At 35.3% G+C, this 17,772-nt stretch carries 14 protein-coding genes; 1 reads left to right on the top strand and 13 read right to left on the bottom strand.

Features of this window, described 5'->3' with window-relative positions; translation table 11 throughout:
- Positions 1 to 3 precede the first annotated feature (3 nt).
- Positions 4 to 585 (bottom strand): Holliday junction branch migration protein RuvA, encoded by a 582-nt coding sequence (ruvA, locus tag B3L86_RS05600; protein ID WP_291116116.1) that lies wholly within the window; start codon positions 583 to 585, stop codon positions 4 to 6.
- Positions 586 to 662: 77 nt separating this feature from the next.
- A complete protein-coding gene (locus tag B3L86_RS05595; protein WP_291116113.1) occupies positions 663 to 2,960 on the bottom strand; it encodes an NADP-dependent malic enzyme in 2,298 nt (765 codons plus the stop codon).
- A gap of 494 nt (positions 2,961 to 3,454) precedes the next feature.
- On the opposite strand from B3L86_RS05595, the gene B3L86_RS05590 reads away from it, so the two are divergent.
- Positions 3,455 to 3,841, top strand: a complete 387-nt coding sequence (locus B3L86_RS05590; RefSeq protein WP_291116111.1) for an outer membrane protein — start codon at positions 3,455 to 3,457, stop codon at positions 3,839 to 3,841.
- Between the two features lie 80 nt (positions 3,842 to 3,921).
- Here the strand turns inward: B3L86_RS05590 and B3L86_RS05585 are convergent, their stop codons facing one another.
- The 11 genes from B3L86_RS05585 to B3L86_RS05535 all read right to left on the bottom strand — a co-directional run.
- The gene (locus B3L86_RS05585) at positions 3,922 to 4,485 is read right to left on the bottom strand and encodes a hypothetical protein (RefSeq protein ID WP_291116108.1); all 564 of its coding nucleotides are present in this window, start codon (positions 4,483 to 4,485) and stop codon (positions 3,922 to 3,924) included.
- A gap of 120 nt (positions 4,486 to 4,605) precedes the next feature.
- Positions 4,606 to 5,526 carry a tRNA epoxyqueuosine(34) reductase QueG gene (gene queG, locus B3L86_RS05580; RefSeq protein ID WP_291116105.1) on the bottom strand — a complete coding sequence of 307 codons (921 nt, stop codon included), beginning with the start codon at positions 5,524 to 5,526 and terminating at the stop codon, positions 4,606 to 4,608.
- Positions 5,523 to 6,857, bottom strand: coding sequence for a cytochrome P450 (locus B3L86_RS05575; protein ID WP_291116102.1), 1,335 nt, complete (start codon positions 6,855 to 6,857; stop codon positions 5,523 to 5,525). The genes queG and B3L86_RS05575 overlap by 4 nt, the downstream gene beginning before the upstream one ends.
- A gap of 21 nt (positions 6,858 to 6,878) precedes the next feature.
- Complete coding sequence (gene ruvB / locus B3L86_RS05570) at positions 6,879 to 7,904, bottom strand: Holliday junction branch migration DNA helicase RuvB (RefSeq protein ID WP_291116099.1); 1,026 nt, start codon at positions 7,902 to 7,904, stop codon at positions 6,879 to 6,881.
- A 112-nt stretch (positions 7,905 to 8,016) separates the two neighbouring features.
- The gene (locus tag B3L86_RS05565) at positions 8,017 to 9,813 is read right to left on the bottom strand and encodes a cytochrome c oxidase subunit I (RefSeq protein ID WP_291116096.1); all 1,797 of its coding nucleotides are present in this window, start codon (positions 9,811 to 9,813) and stop codon (positions 8,017 to 8,019) included.
- A 31-nt stretch (positions 9,814 to 9,844) separates the two neighbouring features.
- Positions 9,845 to 10,999 (bottom strand): cytochrome c oxidase subunit II, encoded by a 1,155-nt coding sequence (locus B3L86_RS05560; protein WP_291116094.1) that lies wholly within the window; start codon positions 10,997 to 10,999, stop codon positions 9,845 to 9,847.
- Positions 11,000 to 11,018: 19 nt separating this feature from the next.
- The gene (locus B3L86_RS05555) at positions 11,019 to 12,353 is read right to left on the bottom strand and encodes a quinol:cytochrome C oxidoreductase (protein ID WP_291116174.1); all 1,335 of its coding nucleotides are present in this window, start codon (positions 12,351 to 12,353) and stop codon (positions 11,019 to 11,021) included.
- A gap of 26 nt (positions 12,354 to 12,379) precedes the next feature.
- A complete protein-coding gene (locus B3L86_RS05550) occupies positions 12,380 to 12,943 on the bottom strand; it encodes a c-type cytochrome (protein ID WP_291116091.1) in 564 nt (187 codons plus the stop codon).
- A 9-nt stretch (positions 12,944 to 12,952) separates the two neighbouring features.
- Entirely contained in the window at positions 12,953 to 13,477 is a 525-nt protein-coding gene (locus B3L86_RS05545) for a DUF3341 domain-containing protein (protein ID WP_291116088.1), read from the bottom strand.
- A gap of 21 nt (positions 13,478 to 13,498) precedes the next feature.
- On the bottom strand, positions 13,499 to 14,899 hold the full coding sequence (nrfD, locus tag B3L86_RS05540; RefSeq protein ID WP_291116085.1) for an NrfD/PsrC family molybdoenzyme membrane anchor subunit: 1,401 nt from the start codon (positions 14,897 to 14,899) through the stop codon (positions 13,499 to 13,501).
- A 36-nt stretch (positions 14,900 to 14,935) separates the two neighbouring features.
- A partial coding sequence (locus B3L86_RS05535) for a 4Fe-4S dicluster domain-containing protein (protein ID WP_291116082.1) occupies positions 14,936 to 17,772 on the bottom strand: 2,837 nt, incomplete at its 5' end.

Genomic DNA, 17,772 nt, shown 5'->3' with positions numbered 1-17,772 from the left:
GAGTTATAAGTTTTTTAAAGCTTGTTTTATAATTGTTTCAATTGTTGCGTCTGGATTTTCTTTGACCATTCTATCTACTACTTTTTCTGCTAATTTTTTGTTAAATCCTAAAACCTCCAAAGCAGATAACGCCTCATCTTTATTTGTATTGTTTGTAACGGTAGAAACTTCGTTTAAGTCGTAAATTTTTATCACTTTTTCTTTCAAATCCAAAATGACTCTTTGAGCTGTTTTGGTTCCAATTCCTTTAATGGATTGAATGGAATTCACATCAGCAGTTGCAATGGCTTGAATGATTTGTTTGGGATGCAGGGAAGACAACATGGTTCGTGCAATGGAGGCTCCAATTCCGGAAACAGACAACAAAAGTTTGAAAAGTTCTTTTTCAGACTTCTCTACAAATCCAAATAAAGTATGGGAATCCTCTTTTACTTGAAGGAAAGTAAATAACTTTATGCTTTCGGAATCGGGAAGCAGCGAATACGTATGCAAAGAAATGTTGATATCATAGCCAACCCCATTGCAGTCAATGACTACAGAAGTTGGTGTTTTTTCTGCTAATCTCCCTTGAATATACGCTATCATTTACCGGCTTAGTTACTTTCAAAAGTAACAAAAAACTTTAATTTACAAACAAATAACATCAGAAACACAAAAAAACTTTACAAACTGACTTTAGTTGACTTAAATCGTTTCTCTTTTTCTTGTGCATCAACTACGGCAACTGCCGCCATGTTGACCATTTCTTCAACACTTGCTCCCAATTGAAATATATGAACCGGTTTGTCTAATCCCAACATAATTGGGCCTATGGAGTCTACACTATAAAGCTCTTTCAGCATTTTATAATTGATATTTGCCGCTTCTAAATTTGGGAAGATTAAGGTGTTTACTTTTTTTCCTGCTAATTTTGAAAACGGAAATTTATCTTTAAGCAGTTCTGAATTCAATGCAAAATCCGTTTGAATTTCTCCATCCACAATTAAATCAGGATAGTATTTGTGCAAATAAGCAACAGCTTCTCTTACTTTTACCGCACTTGCATATTGTGAAGAACCAAAATTAGAATAGGAAACCATTGCGATAACCGGTTCCACTCCAAACATGCGAGCCGTTCGAGCGGTCATCAAAGCAATTTTTGCTAAGTCATCTGCACTAGGATCAACATTGATGGCCGTATCCGATAAAAACATTGGACCGCGTTTGGTCATCATCAAATTAGTGGTTGCAATTCGAGTCACACCCGGAGCTTTATCAATCAACTGCATGATTGGCTTCACTACTGACGGATAACTTCGTGAATAACCGGTTATCAAAGCATCTGCTTCGCCTTCATTCACCATCATTGCGGCAAAATAATTGCGTTCCCGCATCCACTTTTGAGCATCTAACAATGTTATTCCTCTTCGTTTTCTGCTTTCCCAAAAGGTTGCGGCATATTGCAACCTTTTTTCGTCGCATTCACTGGTTTTAGGATCTAGAATTGGCACATCGGCAAAGAAACCAATCTCTTCTTTTAACTCTAAAATAATTTCTTTATTCCCTAATAATATTGGACTCCCAATGCCTTCTTCTAAAACAATTTGAGCGGCTTTTAACACATCTAAATGATCGGCTTCGGCAAAAATGATTCGCTTTGGATCCGTTTTAGCTCGGTTGGCCAACAAACGAACCATTTTATTATCAGAGCCCAAACGCTCTGCCAATTCTTCTTCATATTTTTCCCAATCTAAAATGGGATGTTGTGCCACACCTGAATCCATTGCTGCTTTTGCAACAGCAGGAGCCACAATCGTAATCAACCTTGGATCAAATGGTTTTGGGATAATATAATCTCGACCAAAATTCAACTTGGTTTCACCATAAGCAATATTCACTTGTTCGGGAACAGGCATTTTTGCCAAATGGGCTAATGCATGAACGGCAGCCATTTTCATCGCTTCATTTATTTTAGTAGCTCTAACATCCAATGCTCCTCTAAAAATATAAGGAAATCCGAGTACATTATTTACTTGATTCGGATGGTCAGAACGACCGGTTGCCATGATAATATCTTTTCGGGTATTAATTGCCACATTATAATCGATTTCAGGTATGGGGTTTGCCATGGCAAAAACAATAGGATCATTGGCCATTCCTAAAAGCATTTCGGGCGTAAGAATGTTTCCGGCTGATAAGCCAAGAAACACATCGGCATTAATCAAGGCCGTTTTCAAATCAGTCCCCTTTTTTCCGAAAGTATAGTTGCGTTGTAAGGGCGATAAGTCGGTTCTTTCTACATGAAGGACTCCTTCTTTGTCAAACATCACAATGTTTTCTGCTTTTACGCCTAACAATAAATACAAATTCGCACAAGCCAAAGCCGCTGAACCGGCACCGGAAACCACTATTTTGATTTCTTCTGCTTTTTTACCCGCCAATTCTAAAGCATTTAATAATGCCGCCGAAGAAATAATTGCCGTACCGTGTTGGTCGTCGTGCATCACAGGGATGTTTAATTCTTCTACCAATCGGCGTTCGATTTCAAAGGATTCGGGTGCTTTAATATCTTCTAAATTTATTCCTCCAAAAGTAGGAGCGATATTTTTTACGGTTTCGATAAAAGCATCAATATCTTTAGTACCAACTTCAATATCAAACACATCAATATCGGCAAATATTTTAAACAACAAAGCCTTTCCTTCCATCACGGGTTTTGAGGCTTCCGGACCAATATCGCCTAACCCTAAAACTGCCGTACCATTGGTAATAACGGCAACCAGATTCCCTTTTGCGGTATATTTATAAACGTTATTGACATCTTTGGCAATTTCCAAACAAGGTTCTGCTACTCCGGGCGAATAGGCTAACGACAAGTCACGTTGGGTAGCATATTTTTTGGTGGGTACCACTTGAATTTTACCGGGAGTCGGTTTGGCGTGATACAATAAGGCTTCTCTTCTTTTACTATCTTTATGCATGGTTAAAGGTATTCTTCGAAATGACTTACAAAGGTAAAAGAGTTATGGGAATAAGGAAATTTTATCGGAATTCTTTTGGTGTTAAATTTTGAAATAAAATGTATTAGAAAACAAATTATTTGGTTTGCATTTTAAAGAAGAGTTATTTGGTTAAAAATTAGAAATTGTTGATTTATGATATTTGATTTATGATATTTGATTTATTTCAAAAATAGTAAAAACTTTGCAAGTAATTGTTAAGTTTGTGGCTACATGAAAGGATTCGGCTACGGGGTTTATAATAAAAAACAATCAGCTCTAAATTAAAAACTTATGAAATTAAAATTTCTAATATTATTAATATTTATAACCGTAAGTTCTTTTAGTCAGAATTCTAAATTAAGTTTAGAATTAAATTACCCAATACCATTTGACCATAATTATATTGCAGATAATTATAAAAGCATTATAGATGTTGGTGAAAATACAGATTCATTACTTCCAAAGTTATAAACGTGGGAGTTGCATTAAACGCTGGTGTTTTATATTTTAATAATGATCAGCGTTATTTTCAAGATTATAGTGTAACCAATTACATGATTCAACCAAAAATATTTGGAGAGTTTAATATTCAAAAAGTTAATCCTTTTTTTGGAATTGGTTACACATCAATGATCTTTGATCATTCAGGTAATAATAATCGTTATACTATTATTAAGGAGAGTGTAACTCAAAGTGGAATTGACTTAAATTTAGGTATAAAATATCAGACATTAAAAAACATTTTTGTTCAAATACAATATGACTACATTATACTTGACGTAGGCGATGAAATTCAAAGAATCAAATACAACACGAATGTCAATTTATTTAAAATAGGAGTTGGATATAATTTTAATTAAAACACAGTGCTATTTTTAGAAGGTACAGTTTTATTGAGAGTGAATAATCTATAACATCTTAAAAAAAGACCTTTATTAAATTAAAATGCTTTTGTATATTCACGAGTAATTGTGATATTTGTTTTTATCCATCTTTGATTTACAGCATCATAAATTGTTGGATATAATGAATTTGTCACTTTAATTAATTTATCTCCTACAAGTGTGTATTCCTCTTCAACAGGACCTGTACCTCCAACTACAAGTACATTATGGTATTTAAATTTTATTTTATTACTAGCTATCATTTTGTAATCTCCTATCATAGGAAACGTTGGAATCAACTCTTCTTCTTCAATACAACTGAAATTAAAAACGACAAATTCATTATCTATATATTCTCCTTCTATGTTCAATCCTGAATTAAAATATCTAACCAAACTGGGAGGAATGAAACTATATCCTTCATTTCTCATACATTCAAATTCCAATACCATATCTGTAGATGCAATCCCATCTTGGTTAAGATCAATAGGAACACTTGTTATAAAAGAATTTAATTTCCATTCATAATTTGTTATTGGTGAAGAGTCAATTTCATCACTTTCACTTGCACACGAAATCATTATAAAAAAGAAAAGTAGACTTAAAAATGTTGTTCTCATGATTTAGATTTGGATTTTAATAAAAAAGGAATTGTTTAAAAAATCTATTTAATTTCATCAAATGTATTGAATTTTAAATTTATAATAATATGATTCTTTTATTTTATTGAGGCTATTAATTTACTTTAAAAACGCCACATTCCTCCTCAACCCTTCCAACTTCGTTCGTTTCACAGCAGAATTTCTAAAAACTTCTTTAAAAACTTCTTCGGTGATTTCTTCCCAATCTTTTTTGGTGAAAGAAAGCAATTCAGGACTTGCTTGAAAAAGCGGTTCGTTATGCGATTTTGAAAAACGATTCCAAGGACAAACATCTTGGCAGACATCACAACCAAAAACCCAATCATCAAATTTGCCTTTCATTTCCGTTGGGATATTTTCTTTTAACTCAATGGTAAAATAGGAGATGCATTTACTTCCGTCAACAACATAAGGAGCAACTATGGCTTCTGTTGGGCAAGCATCAATACAAGCAGTACACGAACCGCAATGATCGGTGGTTGGGGTGTCGTATTCTAATTGTAAATCAACAATCAATTCGGCAATAAAATAAAAAGAACCCACTTTTTGAGTAATCAAATTGGTGTTTTTTCCCATCCAACCCAAACCACTTTTGGCAGCCCAAGCTTTGTCTAACACCGGAGCCGAATCAACAAAAGCTCGTCCGGAAACTTCACCAATTTCGGTTTGAATAAAATGCAGTAATTCTTTGAGTTTTTCTTTTATGACAAAATGATAATCTTGTCCGTAAGCATATTTGGAAATTTTATAGCTGTCTTCGTTTTGAAATTCAGAAGGATAGTAATTCAGCAACAATGAAATGACGCTCTTAGCTCCATCAACTAACAAAGTCGGATTCAAACGTTTGTCAAAATGGTTTTCCATATAGCTCATTTGACCGTTCATGTTATTGTTGAGCCATTTTTCTAAACGCGGAGCTTCTTCTTCTAAAAATCCGGCTTTGGAAATACCGCATGAGAGAAAACCGAGCCTAATCGCTTCTTGTTTTATGAGTTTTGTATGGTTCTCTTTCGCATTCATGTTCTGCTCTTAAATTCCAAAATAGCGTTATGCGGTTTCAACGTAATTAATGGTTTTATTTGAATGGGCTCCTTCTTTTCTACAATTTCAAATTGTTCAACCAAGGCAATCATGGCTAAAATCATTTCGTACATTGCAAAATTATTCCCAATACACATTCGTGGTCCTGCCCCAAAAGGAAAATAATTTTTTGAAAACTTGGTGTTCTCATCCAGAAAACGTTCCGGAATAAATGCTTCAGGGTCTTTCCAAAAGTTGGGATGGCGATGAATTTCATAAACTGAAAACAACAATGTGGAGCCTTTTGGTAAAACCATTCCATCAATAGTATCTTCCTCTATATTCACCCGATCAATAAAATAGGCCGGAGGATACAATCGCATGGACTCTTCGATAACTAACTTGGTATAAGCAACATTTTTTATCCAATGCATGATGTCATCCGACTCACTTTTAATTTGAAGTATTTCTTCTAAAATTTTGGCTTGAGCTTCAGGGTTTCTAGCTAATAGTTCCGTTGTAAAAGTTAATGCATTGGAAGTGGTTTCATGACCGGCAGCAAATAAAATTAAAATTTCATCTACCAACTGATTTTCTTCCATGCTCGAACCGTCTTCGTATTTTGCACTTAAAAGCATATCCAACAAATCATCATGCTTTGTGTTGCTTTGCTTTCGTTCTTCAACTAATCGTCTAAGAATGGTTCTAGAATTTTGGGTCAAATCTAAGTGCTTTTTAGTTTTTCCTGATAAATTAAACCACCAAACCAGAAAAGGTTGTCGCAGTTCCTGCACTAACATTTGTTGCGTTGCTTCGGTAGTATGTTGCAACGAAGCAATATCAGCATCAGAAATAGCAATATTAAAAATGGATTTGACTACAGTTTGAAAGGCCAAATCATTGAAAACCGGAAAAACATCCATTGGTTTTCCCGTTTTGATATTTTTTAATTCCTCTAAAATCGTATGTTGAATAGTATCCAACAACAAAACCAGCTGACTTTTATGAAAAGCCGGTTGGATTAATTTGCGTTGTTTTTGCCAATGTTCTCCTTCTGCTGTTAACAATCCTTTTCCAATATATTTGGCTACATCTTTTGTTTGAATATAGGATTTGGTATAATTTTTTTGATTCTTTTGAAGTGCATGTTGCAACAATCCGGCATCTCTACAAAACAAAACCGATTTCCCCAATCCGATATTTAAACGAAAAATATCCCCTAGATTTTCAAAATTTGCCGCATGAAAAGGTAATGGGTTTTTTAAAATGTTGTTGGCATGATTAAGAAACCTAAAAAAAGAAACTTCAGGGATTGAACTGGGTAAACTCATAGTTTTTTTTATTGCATTTCGCTATTCGAACAATCCGCCTTGAATATTTGTTCTAATTTTTCCCAAGTGTTTGTATGCTTTGTCTGTTACTTCTCTTCCTCTAGGCGTTCTCATAATAAAACCTTCTTGAATCAAAAACGGTTCATAGACTTCTTCAATAGTTTCGCCACTTTCTGAGACAGCCGTTGCCAAAGTTGACAACCCAACCGGACCTCCTTTGAATTTATCAATGATGGTGGTTAAGATTTTATTATCCATTTCATCCAAACCGTGTGCATCAACATGCAATGCTTTCAAAGCATAACGTGCAATTTCGATATCAATTTTTCCATTGCCTTTTATTTGAGCAAAATCTCGAACTCTACGTAATAAAGCATTAGCAATACGTGGTGTTCCACGACTTCTACCCGCAATTTCAATTGCAGCTTCCATTGAAATGGGAACTTTAAGAATAGAGGAACTTCGTTGAACAATGGTAGTTAATAATTCTGTGTTGTAATATTGTAACCGACTTTGTATCCCGAAACGAGCTCTCATAGGTGCAGTTAACAAACCCGAGCGAGTAGTAGCACCAACTAATGTAAACTGATTGAGATTAAGTTGAACCGTTCTCGCATTGGGACCTGATTCAATCATGATATCAATTTTGAAATCCTCCATGGCAGAATATAGATATTCCTCCACAATTGGACTCAATCTGTGAATCTCATCAATAAAAAGCACATCTCTGTCTTCAAGATTGGTAAGCAAACCCGCTAAATCACCTGGTTTATCCAATACCGGACCTGAAGTGATTTTTATACCAACACCTAATTCATTTGCTAAAATATTTGCTAAAGTAGTTTTTCCTAAACCCGGAGGTCCATGAAACAGGGTATGATCTAGAGCTTCTTCTCTTTGATTAGCGGCTTCCACAAAAACTTTTAAGTTTTCAAGCACTTGATCTTGTCCTGAAAAATCATCAAAAGACAGCGGTCTCAACTTTTTTTCTAAGTCAAGTTCGTCAGGATTGTAGCCTTTATTAGTGGGATCTAAATAATCATTCATAAAAACAAAGATAGAAAATGTTTTGGCTTTTGATAAGGTTAGAAAATGATATAAATAAAAAAACCTTTCCAAAAAGGAAAGGTTCTTTAAATGAATTAATAATACTTATATATTAGTGATGTAATTGCTCTTCATCTTTACCCATTGGTACAGTTTGAGGCACAAAATCTTCATCATGACCGGGCTTACTATAATCATAAGGCCATCTGTGTACTTCTGGAAGAGCTCCAGGCCAGTTTCCATGTATGTGTTCTACAGGAGCGGTCCATTCTAAAGTGTTAGATCTCCATGGGTTCATTTCAGCTTTCTTACCATAGAACATACTATGGAAGAAGTTCCAAATAAAAACCAACTGGAAAGCACCACCAATTAAAGCAAACATGGTAATGATAACATTTACATTTTGTAAATCATCAAACAATGGGAATGCGGTGTTGGTGTAATAACGTCTCGGTAAACCTGCCATTCCGATAAAGTGCATAGGGAAGAAGACACCATATGCAGAAATCGCCGTAACCCAAAAGTGAACATAACCTAAATTTTTATTTAACATTCTTCCGAACATTCTTGGATACCAATGGTAAATTCCGGCAAACATTCCGTAAAGAGCAGAAATACCCATTACTAAGTGGAAGTGAGCAACAACAAAATACGTATCGTGAACATTAATATCAAGTGTACTGTCTCCTAAAATGATTCCTGTTAAACCACCGGTGATAAACGTTGAAACCAATCCAATTGAAAATAGCATAGCTGGATTCAATTGTAGGTTACCTTTCCACAAAGTTGTGATATAGTTAAATGCTTTTACTGCCGAAGGAATTGCAATCAATAACGTTGTAAAGGTGAACACAGAACCTAAGAATGGATTCATTCCTGAGATAAACATGTGGTGACCCCATACAATCGTAGATAAAAAGGCAATAGCTATAATGGAAGCAATCATCGCACGGTATCCAAAAATTGGTTTACGTGCATTGGTTGCAATAATTTCTGAGGTAATACCTAGTGCAGGTAATAATACAATGTATACTTCAGGGTGACCCAAGAACCAGAATAAGTGTTCAAAAAGTACAGGGGAACCACCTTGATAATGTAAAACTTCACCTGCAATAAAAATATCTGACAAGAAGAAAGAGGTTCCAAAACTTCTGTCAAAAATCAACAACAATGCTGCTGATAATAAAACCGGGAACGAAACGATACCAATAATAGCTGTAATAAAGAAAGCCCAAATAGTTAAAGGTAATCTTGTCATTGACATTCCTTTTGTTCTAAGATTGATAACGGTTACAACATAATTCAAAGATCCCATTAAAGAAGATGCAATAAAAATTGCCATAGAAACCAACCACAGCGTCATTCCTGTTCCTGAACCTGGTATAGCTTGTGGTAAAGCACTTAAAGGAGGATAGATGGTCCAACCCGCTGAAGCAGGCCCTGACTCAACAAACAAAGAGCAAATCATTACAACACTTGACAAAAAGAACAACCAGTAAGAAATCATATTTAGAAATCCGGATGCCATATCGCGTGCTCCAATTTGCAACGGAATTAATAAGTTACTGAAAGTTCCACTCAAACCGGCTGTTAATACAAAGAATACCATAATGGTACCATGTATGGTAACAAGTGCTAAATAAATATCGTTTTTCATCACACCGTTTGGAGCATAGTTATCTCCTAAAAGTATGTTGAATATTTGAAACGATTCTTCCGGCCAGGCTAACTGCATTCTAAACAAAAGAGACATACCTACACCAATAATACCCATAATCAACCCTGTGATTAGGTATTGCTTCGCAATCATTTTATGATCGATACTAAAAATATACTTTGTAATAAAAGTATCTTTATGGTGGTGTTCATGCTCGTGATCGTGATCGTGTGCGTGATCGTGTGCTGACATAGTTCGAATTTTTATTTTTTAATAGCTAATTTTATCGTAATACTTGTGCTAATGAAGATGAATCAGATACCTGAGCATCAATTACTTCCTCTGTCTTAACTTCTTCTGGTTGCTGTTGAGCTTTTAAAACTTGTCCAAAAGTTTGTTTTTCTTTCAACCAAGCTTTGAATTCATTTGGTTCGGAAACTACAATCTTCATTTGCATGTTATAGTGCGAGCTTCCACAAATTTTATTACACAACAACAAATAATCAAAAGTATAAGGATCTAAACCTTCTTCATTTTTTGCGTTTAATGCTTTGCTTTTCTCTGCTCTGATTCTATTGATTTCAGCAACTTTCTCTACCATTTCTTTAGAGTTTCGCATCTCCTCAGTAGTTTTATTAGGCGTAAAAGCAAATTGTGTAACCATTCCAGGAACACAGTTCATTTGGGCTCTGAAATGCGGCATATAAGCAGAATGCAATACATCTTGAGATCTGAATTTGAATAGTATCTTTTTTCCTTTCGGTAAATGCAATTCATTAGCTTGAATATCATCTTGTGCATTAGGGTCTGCAGCATCAACACCTAAGGTATTTATTCCTTCAATGTATCGAACATTTGCTTTTCCTAAAACATTATCCTCTCCGGCATAACGCACTTCCCAGCCAAATTGCTTCGCATAAACTTCAACAATTAACAAATCCTCATTTTCTTCATCAACAAACATAATGTTTGTCCATGCATAAAGACCGTAAAGAATTAATCCGGCAAGTGTAATGGCGGGAATAATACTCCAAATCATTTCCAACTTATTGTTGTCAGCAAAGTATAAAGCAGTATTTCCTTTTTTCCCTCTGTATTTAAAAGAAAAATAATGTAGTAACGCTTGCGTAATGGTTTGAACAAAGAAAATTAAAATCATTGAAATCCACATCAAACGATCTACGTCGGCACCATGTTCTGCCGCAGAATTTGACATTAAAGGAAAGTGACCATATTGAACCACACAAAAAATGGTAGTTAAATAAATGAAAATCAAAAATGCGAACATCAAATAACCATTCACATTATTATCATTGTCATTTGCCACTTGGGAGTTATCTACATTACTTCCCACTTGAGTTAAATCAAATATTTTGGTCAACTGCCAAATTGCAATTGAAACTAAGGCTATAACAACTAGAACTAACAAACTTGTCATCTGTTTAAATCTTTAAATATTAATAATGAAAATGTTTACTTTCTTCAATAAATGGATTTCTCTTAGGCACCAAAGGCGATTTAGTTAAAGCTGAGAATACAACAAATATAAACAACCCTAAGAAGAAAGCTAACGCTCCTAATTCAGCCGCACCAATAAACCATTGATCACCAACAGTTGCAGGCATAATCATATTGAAGAAATCGATATAATGTCCAAACAAAATAACAATTCCGGCCATAACTAAAATCCATGTAATCCTCTTGAAATCTGTGTTGATTAAAATTAAGAAAGGGAAAATGAAGTTCATGGCTAACATTCCGAAAAATGGCAAATTATATTGTTCGATTCGTGTGATAAAATAAGTCACCTCTTCTGGTATATTTGAATACCAAATCAACATAAATTGAGAGAACCATAAATACGTCCAGAAAATACTAATCCCAAACATAAATTTCGCTAAATCATGAATATGACTTGTATTTACATGCTCTAAATAACCTCTTGATTTTAAATACAATGTAGTTAATGCAATAACTGTAATTCCGCTAACAAAGAACGAAGCAAAAACATACCATCCAAATAAAGTAGAGAACCAGTGTGGATCTACAGACATAATCCAATCCCATGACATGATTGATTCTGTTACTATAAAGAAAACTAAGAATCCTGCAGAAATATTGAAGTTCTTTTTAAAGAAAGTATTGTCAGATGCTTCATCTTGAGCCAAACAATTTCTTCTTGAAAAATAACGATATAAATTCCATCCAATTAAGAAAATGGCAGCTCTGATTAACCAAGCATACTCGTTCAAATAACCTGATTTATTAGCAATAAGCTTATCGAATTTTGGACTTTCAGGATTGATTAAATCAGCATCCATCCAAACAAATAAATGGTTGAAATGAAAAGCAGATAAAACCAATAAGATAAAAAAGATAACAGAACCTACAGGCAAATAAGCCGTAATTCCTTGCATAACTCGAAACAAGATGGGAGACCAACCGGCTTGAGCCACATTTTGAATGGCATAAAACGCCAAAACACCAAGGGAAATTAACATAAAGAATAAAGCAGAAACATATACCGCTGCCCAAGGTTTATTTTGCAATTGGTGCAAAACATGCTCCAGATGCTCTTGATGTTCTGCTTCATGAGCAGCATGATCATGACCTTCTGCTTCTGAAGGATGTGCATCCGCATGAGCATCATGTCCATGATGTTGAGCCTCAAGTATTTTTTCAACTTGCTCTGTGTTTTTTGGGGCTGTGAAAAAACCATAACCAATTCCTAACAAACCAACGGCCATTAGAACAAAGGATACTATTTTTAATTTACTGGAAAAGGTATACATATCTAAATATAATCTAGTTGTCAATATTATAATTTACTTTTTAATTGAAGCACGTAATCAGTAACTAACCAACGTTCATGTTGCGAAAGTTGATTAGCATGTGAACCCATAGCATTTAATCCATGAGTGATAACATGGTAAACACTACCTTCCGTAACCGGACGATCGGCATAACTTGGTACACCAAGGAATTTTTCTCTTTCTACTAATTTACCAACTCCATTTCCGGAATCGCCATGGCAAATGGCACAATAAATTCCATATAATTCTTTACCTTTTTTTAAATCCTTTTCAGAAATTGAATCTAAAGGTGATTTTAAATTTGCTTTAGCCAATTCATAACCCGCTGTTGAGTTTTCATAATCATAAATTTCGAAACCTCTTTTAACGGTACCTGCAGGTGGTTCTTGAGCGGTTTGTCCTTGTAACTGATTATCTCCGTTAAAGGCTGCAGATTCAGCATAGGTTTCATAACCAACTGACTCATACATATTAGGAAAAAATTGATAATTTGGACTCTTCTTATCAAAGCAAGAACTAACCGAAACGGCTAAACCAAATAAAAGTGATATTTTTAAAACGCTTTTCATATCTATAAATTAGTGTTTTTCAACAACTTTAATTTCAACTGCACCTGTATTTTTCAAAAATGAAGTTAGTTCTTCCTCGTTATTATTAACTGCTACTTCCATTAAAAAATGGTCATCGGTTGTTCTAACATCAGGATTTTCTGCTTGTTTGAATGGCCACAATTTACTTCTCATGTAAAAAGTAATAACCATTAAGTGAGCAGCAAAAAACACCGTTAATTCAAACATAATGGGAACAAAAGCCGGCATGTTTTCAATATAACTAAAACTTGGTTTACCTCCTATATCTTGTGGCCAATCTTGAATCATGATAAAATTCATCATCCAAGTAGCAACTGCTAATCCAACAGCTCCATACATAAAGGAGGCAATGGCTAAACGAGTGGGAGCTAATCCCATAGCTTTGTCCAATCCGTGAACCGGAAAAGGAGTATAAACTTCTTCAATATGATGATGAGCTTTGCGTGTTTCTTTCACGGCATCCATCAGGATGTCATCATCATTATATAGTGCATGTATTACTTTAGTACTCATAATTTCTTACTACTAATTATCTTAATGATTGTGATGTCCTTCTTCTTCTCTTTTCTTTTTATAAAACTCACCTGAAGACTTCAAGATTGTTTTTACTTCTGCTTGAGCAATCACAGGGAAAGATCTAGCATATAAAAGGAATAATACAAAGAAGAATCCAATTGTTCCAATAAAAATTCCGATATCTACAAACGTTGGAGAGAACATAGTCCATGATGATGGAAGATAATCTCTGTGTAATGAGGTTACGATAATTACGAAACGCTCAAACCACATTCCAATATTTACAACAATCGAGATAATGAATGAGAACATGATGCTGGTTCTTAATTTCTTGAACCACATGAACTGAGGTGAAAACACGTTACAAGTCATCATCGCCCAATAAGCCCAAGCATAAGGTCCGGTTGCTCTATTCAAAAAAGCATACTGTTCATATTCTACTCCCGAATACCAAGCTACGAATAACTCAGTAATATAAGCAACCCCCACAATAGAACCTGTAATCATAATTACAATGTTCATTAATTCAATATGTTGAATTGTGATGTATGCTTCTAATTTAGATACTTTTCTCATGATAATCAACAACGTATTTACCATAGCAAATCCTGAGAAAACCGCTCCTGCAACGAAGTAAGGCGGAAAAATGGTTGTATGCCAACCCGGAATTACAGAAGTAGCAAAGTCAAAAGATACAATAGTGTGAACAGAAAGTACAAGTGGTGTTGCTAAACCTGCTAAAACTAATGACACTTCTTCAAAACGTTGCCAGTCTTTAGCTCTACCGCTCCATCCAAAAGATAAAGTGGAGTATATTTTCTTTGTAAAAGGAGTAATCGCTCTATCTCTAAGCATTGCAAAATCAGGAAGTAAACCTGTCCACCAGAAAACCAAGGAAACAGAAAGGTACGTTGAAATTGCAAATACGTCCCAAAGCAATGGCGAGTTAAAATTTACCCACAACGAACCAAATTGATTTGGAATTGGCAATACCCAGTATCCTAACCATGGACGACCCATGTGAATAATCGGAAATAAACCCGCTTGCATTACAGAAAAGATGGTCATTGCTTCTGCAGAACGGTTAATGGCCATTCTCCATTTTTGACGGAATAATAAAAGTACCGCTGAAATCAAAGTTCCGGCGTGACCGATACCAACCCACCAAACGAAGTTAGTGATATCCCAAGCCCATCCAACAGTTTTGTTTAATCCCCATGTTCCGATACCGGTAGAAATGGTATAAATCATACAACCAACTCCCCAAAGAAAAGCGGCTAATGCGATTGAAAAGACAATCCACCATTGTTTATTTGCTCTTCCTTCAACAGGAGCAGCTACATCTACTGTTACATCGTGATAAGATTTATCACCTATAACTAAAGGTTTTCTAATGGGTGCTTCGTAGTGAGACGACATAATCCTTTATAGTATTTCTTATTAATTTAATTTTAACTAGGTATTTCTAACTTTTACGTGATAGAATACGTTTGGTTTTGTACCAACATGCTCTAATAAATGATACATTCGATCATCTTCAGCCAATTTAGCAACTTCACTTTCTTTGTCATTTACATCTCCAAAAGCTAAAGCTCCTGTTGAACAAGCATTTGAACAAGCTGTTTGGAATTCGTCATCGTTTACCGGTCGACCTTCTTTTTTAGCTTTTAAGATAGTGGCTTGTGTCATTTGAATACACATAGAACATTTTTCCATAACCCCTCTTGAACGAACATTTACGTCTGGGTTTAATACCATACGTCCTAAATCATCATTCATGTGGTAATCGAATTCACTGTTTTTGTTATACAAGAACCAGTTGAAACGACGCACTTTATAAGGACAGTTGTTTGCACAATAACGTGTTCCAACACATCTGTTGTACGCCATATGGTTTTGACCTTGACGGCTGTGAGAAGTCGCTGCAACCGGACAAACTGTTTCACACGGTGCGTGATTACAGTGTTGACACATTACCGGTTGGAAAGCTACTTGTGGATTATCCGCAGGGTCTTCCATTTCGCCAAATCCTCCTAATGAACCTTTATCTCCAAATAAACCATCAAAATTGTCTTTTTTCTCGTTGTCTTGAGCAAAAGTATCCTCAGAAGAATAATATCTGTCAATACGCAACCAGTGCATATCTCTACTTCTTCTTACTTCAGATTTTCCAACTACAGGCACGTTATTTTCTGCGTGACATGCTATTACACAAGCACCGCAACCAGTACATGAATTTAAATCAATCGATAGATTAAAATGATGTCCAACGGTTCTATCAAAACTAGTCCAAAGATCAATTTTATTCGCTTCAATAGGCTTGTGATCAATAGAAACCATGGCCGGTGGATTCCAAACTTTAGAATCTTTTTCATTTTTGAAAACATCTAAAGTAGTTTCCTTAATGATATCTCCACGACCCATTAATGTTTTTTGCAACTGAACACATGCAAATTCATGCTCTCCGGCTTGTTTTGAAACAGTAACTGTTTGAACTGAATTTGAATTAGTATATAAAGTGTAAGCATTAACACCTACTTGCATTTCTTGTTTTAAAGCAGCTTTTTTTCCATATCCGAGAGCCAAACCTAAAGTACCTTTAGCTTGACCCGGCTGAATAATAACAGGTACGTTTTCTAACTTAGCATTACCAACGGTTAAGGTAACATAACTTCCGTTAAGTCCACCATTAGCAACATTTCGGTTAATTAATTCTAATTGTTCAGCATCTGCTTTTGAAACCGTAACATAGTTATCCCAAGACACTCTTGTGATTGGATCCGGAAACTCTTGTAACCATGGGTTGTTTGCTTGTTGTCCGTCACCCATTCCGGTTTTGGTATACAAATGCAATTCTAACCCTGTTGATTTTGCTTGAACTAATGCATTGGCAGCAGCAGAAAAATCAGCAGAACCTGCACTGTTTGAAGAAGTAGTTCCAGATACAAAAACACCATCATGAATAGTTTGATTCCATGTTTTACCCGAAAGTATTCCTGACCAATTTTGTTTTAAATAATCATAATATGTTCCTTCAACACCATTCCATACCATTAAAGCTTCTTCAAACTGTCTGGTATTAAATAAAGGACGGATTGTAGGTTGAGTCAAACCATAATTACCTTTTACAATTTGTACATCTCCCCAACTTTCTAGGTAATGCGGAGTTGCAGCGGCTATGGTAGTTAAAGTAGCGGTTTCATCTTCTTTCATCGAAAAAGAAACACTAAACTTAACTTTTGACAATCCATCAGTAAAGTCTTTACTGTTTGCTAGCGTGTAAACAGGATTAACACCACTCATAATTAAAGTGTGAACATTCCCTGCTTTCATATCTGAAATTAATTCTGCTACTTTTTGAGCAGAACCTTTACGGATTTGTCTGGTTTGATTTGTATTGAAAGCTTCGCTGTTTAAATTAGCATTAATGGCTAAAACTAACAACTGAGCATTGATATCATCTAATCCTGAAACAAGAACACCTTTTGAACCGGCTGCTTTTAATTGCTCAGCTGCTTTCACAACTTCAGCCTCATTAGCAAGTTTTCCGGTTGCAACAGAAGCACCTGTAACTATATTGTAAATTTTTACTAAAGCTTGTTTCTGATCAGCAGCAGTCATTGGAACACGCTTGTCTGCAGCAGCTCCTGATAACGACAGGTTAGCTTCAAACTGAACATGTTTGGACATTTTGCCTTGTTTTGGCACTCTGCCTTGAGCATAAGCCGCATCATAACCCCCACCTTGCCAATCACCAAGGAAATCAGCACCTACTGAAACAATTGTTGAAGCTTTTGCAAAATCATAGTCTGCCAAAGCTCTTTCGCCATAAACAGCCTCAAAAGCATCTAAAGCAGTTGATGAAGAAACTGCATCATATACAACATGAGAACTTCCCGGATTTTTAGCTAAAAACTCAGCAACTAATTTCTCAGCTGATGGACTAGCCAAAGTTCCTGTTAAAAGAACAGTTTTCTTTCCTGTTGCTTGAGCTTCTGTCAATGCTGCTTTTACTTTACCATCAACATCGCTCCAAGTCGCGTCTTTTTTATCAATTTTAGGTTGTTTCAAACGCAAGTTATCATACATTGACAATACCGAAGCATGTACTCTTGCATTTGCATAAAATTTAGAACCTTCAATGGTATTATTTTCTATTTTAATAGGACGACCTTCTCTTGTTTTCACTAATAAGTGAGCAAAATCAAAACCGTCAAACATAGTTGTTGCATAATAATCAGCAACCCCCGGAATAATTTGCTCCGGCTGAACCACATAAGGAATTGATTTAA

Origin of the sequence: Flavobacterium sp. UBA6135, assembly GCF_002428305.1 — a bacterium.
Lineage (GTDB): Bacteria > Bacteroidota > Bacteroidia > Flavobacteriales > Flavobacteriaceae > Flavobacterium.
This window is presented reverse-complemented; position numbering and strand designations above follow the sequence as displayed.